The sequence below is a fragment of the Phenylobacterium sp. genome (genome assembly GCF_044372605.1).
In the GTDB taxonomy this organism is placed as follows: domain Bacteria; phylum Pseudomonadota; class Alphaproteobacteria; order Caulobacterales; family Caulobacteraceae; genus Phenylobacterium.
In genome coordinates this window covers 1-3,496 of the sequence record NZ_JBILRO010000304.1, presented here as the reverse complement: position 1 = coordinate 3,496, position 3,496 = coordinate 1, and the positions used below count along the sequence as shown (strand labels likewise).

The 3,496-nt window shown below is 65.9% G+C and carries 3 protein-coding genes; 1 reads left to right on the top strand and 2 read right to left on the bottom strand.

Annotated elements, in window-relative coordinates:
• Positions 1-657 precede the first annotated feature (657 nt).
• Positions 658-1,245 carry a hypothetical protein gene (locus ACIQ42_RS17260; protein WP_397423468.1) on the top strand — a complete coding sequence of 196 codons (588 nt, stop codon included), beginning with the start codon at positions 658-660 and terminating at the stop codon, positions 1,243-1,245.
• A 37-nt stretch (positions 1,246-1,282) separates the two neighbouring features.
• Here the strand turns inward: ACIQ42_RS17260 and ACIQ42_RS17255 are convergent, their stop codons facing one another.
• Both ACIQ42_RS17255 and ACIQ42_RS17250 read right to left on the bottom strand, forming a co-directional pair.
• Positions 1,283-1,678 carry a DUF805 domain-containing protein gene (locus ACIQ42_RS17255; protein WP_397401937.1) on the bottom strand — a complete coding sequence of 132 codons (396 nt, stop codon included), beginning with the start codon at positions 1,676-1,678 and terminating at the stop codon, positions 1,283-1,285.
• 21 nt (positions 1,679-1,699) lie between these two features.
• The coding region (locus ACIQ42_RS17250) for a biotin carboxylase N-terminal domain-containing protein (RefSeq protein WP_397423467.1) at positions 1,700-3,496 on the bottom strand (1,797 nt) is incomplete at its 5' end.

Genomic DNA, 3,496 nt, shown 5'->3' with positions numbered 1-3,496 from the left:
TGCGGCCACAGCAGAAGGCTCCCGCCGCGTGGGCCTCGGACGGAAGGGCCACACCGAGGCAGACGATTCCGACGACAGCGCGGTACACGGACAGGCCTCACAACGGCGCAGGACCGAACTCGTAGGCCGCAGGCCGGGCGGTGTCAATGTTGAAGTGCGACGGGCTTTTCGTGGGTGTTGGTGCTGTTGATGAGCTGTTGGAAGACTTCGTTCGGGGTCATGAAGTCGAGGATTTTTCGGGGCCTGTCGTTCAGGCGTTCGGCGATTTCGTTTAGGTCGTCCTGGGTTACGGTGACACTTTACTTAACCCCCAATTGGGGGCGGGGCGCGTTCTCCGATGCACCAGGTGGAGGTCAAGTAAGATGTCAACGTAACAGTGGCGCGGCACGCACGGGTTGTCATATCCGGCGCACCCTATAGCGTTGCGGTGACGCTCAGAGCGTCACGGCCCTCTCTGCGCCCCTCTGCGTCTTCTGCGGTTCTCTTCCCCTGTTGCCCGGCGTTCCCTGGCCCCCGCCGCAGTAGCCTCCCCGTTCGTGTGGTTCGAGGACAAATCCTTCCGGCGTCGACGACACGCGGCTTGACAGTAGGCCAATTTGTTCTATCTTTGTTCTCATGCAGGCCGCTCAGCCCTCCCATGATGCGACCACGCTTCGGATGATCGAGGCGATGACGGTGTCGGCCTTTGAGCTGGGCACGGCGGCGGTGGAGATTGCGAAGACTGCCGGCGATAATCTCGACCGCTTCCTCGCCTTCACCGCCGAGTTCCGGCACTGCTTCTTCGCCGTACGGATGGGCATTCGGCTGAAGGTATTCGGGGTTTCGGCTCCGCGTGGCCCGGCCCGCCCCGCTCTGGAACCGCTTGAGCGCGAACGCCTTGAGTCCTCGGATTACGAGGAACGCCTGGGCATCCCCCACCGCTCCGAGCCGGAACGGGAGCGCGACCGTGATGCCGAGCCTGTCAGCTTGCCGCAGTTCCTGAAGACGCTCGGTATCGTCTCGGCAAGGGCCGAACAGGTCCGCGATCAGTATCCGGCCCGCATCCGCGAGACCACGCTTCCGACCCTGAAGGCTCTGCTGGCGCAAGCCGCCCCGCAGCCGGAGCCCGAACCTCGCCACCCCGGCCCGGCGCTGGCGGTTCTGGCCCGCCCGGTTGCGGCCCCTCAGGTCCGTTCCCAGCTGCTGAACTCCGCCCGCGCCGCCCCGGTCATCCCCGGTCGCCCGCCGCCGCGCCCTTCGGGGTAGGCCTAACCGCCACAGACCCTTCCCGCTGCGCCCATCCCTACGCCACCGTCAGCACCTGCGGATTGGCGCCGTACCGGTTTGCCCCTCGCTCGCCCGGCATCACCGCCAGCTCGACGAACGCCCAGACCAGCACCACGAAGAACCCGAAATCCAGAAAGCCTGCCGGATGGGGCCATACCGCTACGACGGACACCAGGATCAGCGCCGCCCACCAGCCGGACCGCCCCCGGTCATGCAGGCGCTTGGCCAGCACACACGTGCCGCCATAGAAGAACGCCGGATAGGCGATCAGCCCGGTCAGCGTTCTGGCCAGCGGGTCCTCGACCAGGGCCTCGAACAGGGCCGCCAGCACCAGCAGCACGACCGCCGCCACCACCGAGGGGGTCCGCGTGGCGCGGCCCTGAGCCGAAAGGAAGAGTTCGCTGACGCTCATGCGGGCTTCAGAGCTCCAGTATCAGGCAAACTCGACCAGAACTTCGTCGGCCGCGACACTGTCACCGGACTTGACGCTGACCACCTTGACCACGCCATCGCGCTCGGCGCGCAGGATGTTCTGCATCTTCATGGCCTCCAGAACGGCCACCACCTCTCCGGTCCTCACGGACTGTCCCTGAGCGACGTCGATAGAGACCACCAGACCCGGCATCGGCGACAGCACCATCTTCGAGGTGTCGGCGGCCTTCTTGGGCGGCAGCATCTGGTGCAGCTCAGCGGACCGGGGCGACAGCACCATCACGCGAAGGGTCGTGGCGCGGTGGCGGATAACGAAACCCTCGGCGGCAGGCTTTACGGCCACCGTGAAGTCGCGCCCGTCCAGATTGGCCCGGAACACGGCCTGGCCCGGCCGCCACTGGATATCCTCCAGCCTGAGCTTGCGATCCCCCGTCAGGATGGTCAGCCCGCCGTCGACGGCGGTCACGCTCATCGTCTGGTGCAGGGCGCCGGCAACGACCACCCACGCGCTCCGTGTCTGGTCCGGCGCGGCCCGGGCCAGCAAGGCCCGTTGCATGGCCAGCGCCACCGCGCTCATCAGATCGTACTGGGCGTCCGTGGGCGCCAGGCCCTGGAACCCCTCGGGGAATTCGTCCTTGATGTAGTTGGTGCTGAGCTTGCCCGACCGGAACCGGGGCTGGTCCATCACAGCCGCGAGGAACGGGATGTTCTGGCCCAGGCCCTCGATGTGGAAGTCCTCCAGGGCGCGTCCCATGGCATCGATGGCCCCATCGCGGGTCGGGGCCCACGTCGACAGCTTGGAGATCATCGGATCATAGAACATCGAGATTTCGTCGCCCTCGCGAACGCCGGCGTCATTGCGTACGATCACGCCGTCGCCCACGTCGCCTTCCAGCGGCGGCGAATAGCGCACCAGCCGACCGATCGAGGGGAGGAAGCCGCGATAGGGGTCCTCGGCGTAGATCCGGCTCTCCATCGCCCAGCCATTGATCTTCAGATCCTGCTGGCCGAACGACATTCGCTCGCCGTAGGCCGACCGGATCATCTGCTCCACCAGGTCGACGCCTGTGATCAGCTCCGAGACCGGATGCTCCACCTGCAGGCGGGTGTTCATCTCCAGGAAGAAAAAGCTGCGGTCCTGGCCGGCGACAAATTCCACGGTGCCGGCGCTGTCGTATTGAACCGCCCGGGCCAGAGCCACGGCCTGATCGCCCATGGCCTTGCGGGTGGCTTCGTCCAGCAAGGGGCTTGGCGCCTCCTCGATGACCTTCTGGTTCCGGCGCTGGATCGAGCACTCGCGTTCGAACAGGTGAACCACATTGCCGTGCTTGTCGCCCAGCACCTGGATCTCGATGTGTCTCGGGCTCTCGATGAACTTCTCGATGAAGATGCGGTCATCGCCGAAGCTGGACTTGGCCTCGGAGCGCACCGCCGGGAAGCCCTCCTCCACGTCCTGGCGGTTCCAGGCGACCCGGATGCCCTTGCCGCCCCCGCCGGCGGAGGCTTTCAGCATCACCGGATAGCCGATCTCCTCGGAGATACGGACAGCGTGCGCCGTGTCATCAATCTCGCCCACATGGCCGGGCACCACCGAGATCCCGGCTTTCACGGCGAACTTCTTGGACTCAATCTTGTCGCCCATCGCCTCGATGGCGTGTGGGTTCGGACCGATGAAGGTGATCCCCTCTGCCGCCAGCCGTCGCGCGAAGCTCGCGTTCTCAGACAGAAATCCGAAACCCGGGTGAACCGCCTCGGCGCCAGTCTCGCGGACAGCGGCTACGATCTTGTCGGCGACGAG

What these genes read in the sequence shown, in the direction of transcription:
- ACIQ42_RS17255 (WP_397401937.1), bottom strand. Translation starts at nt 1,678, where the DNA reads ATGAGCGTCAGCGAACTCTTCCTTTCGGCTCAGGGCCGCGCCACGCGG.
- ACIQ42_RS17260 (WP_397423468.1), top strand. Translation starts at nt 658, where the DNA reads ATGATCGAGGCGATGACGGTGTCGGCCTTTGAGCTGGGCACGGCGGCG.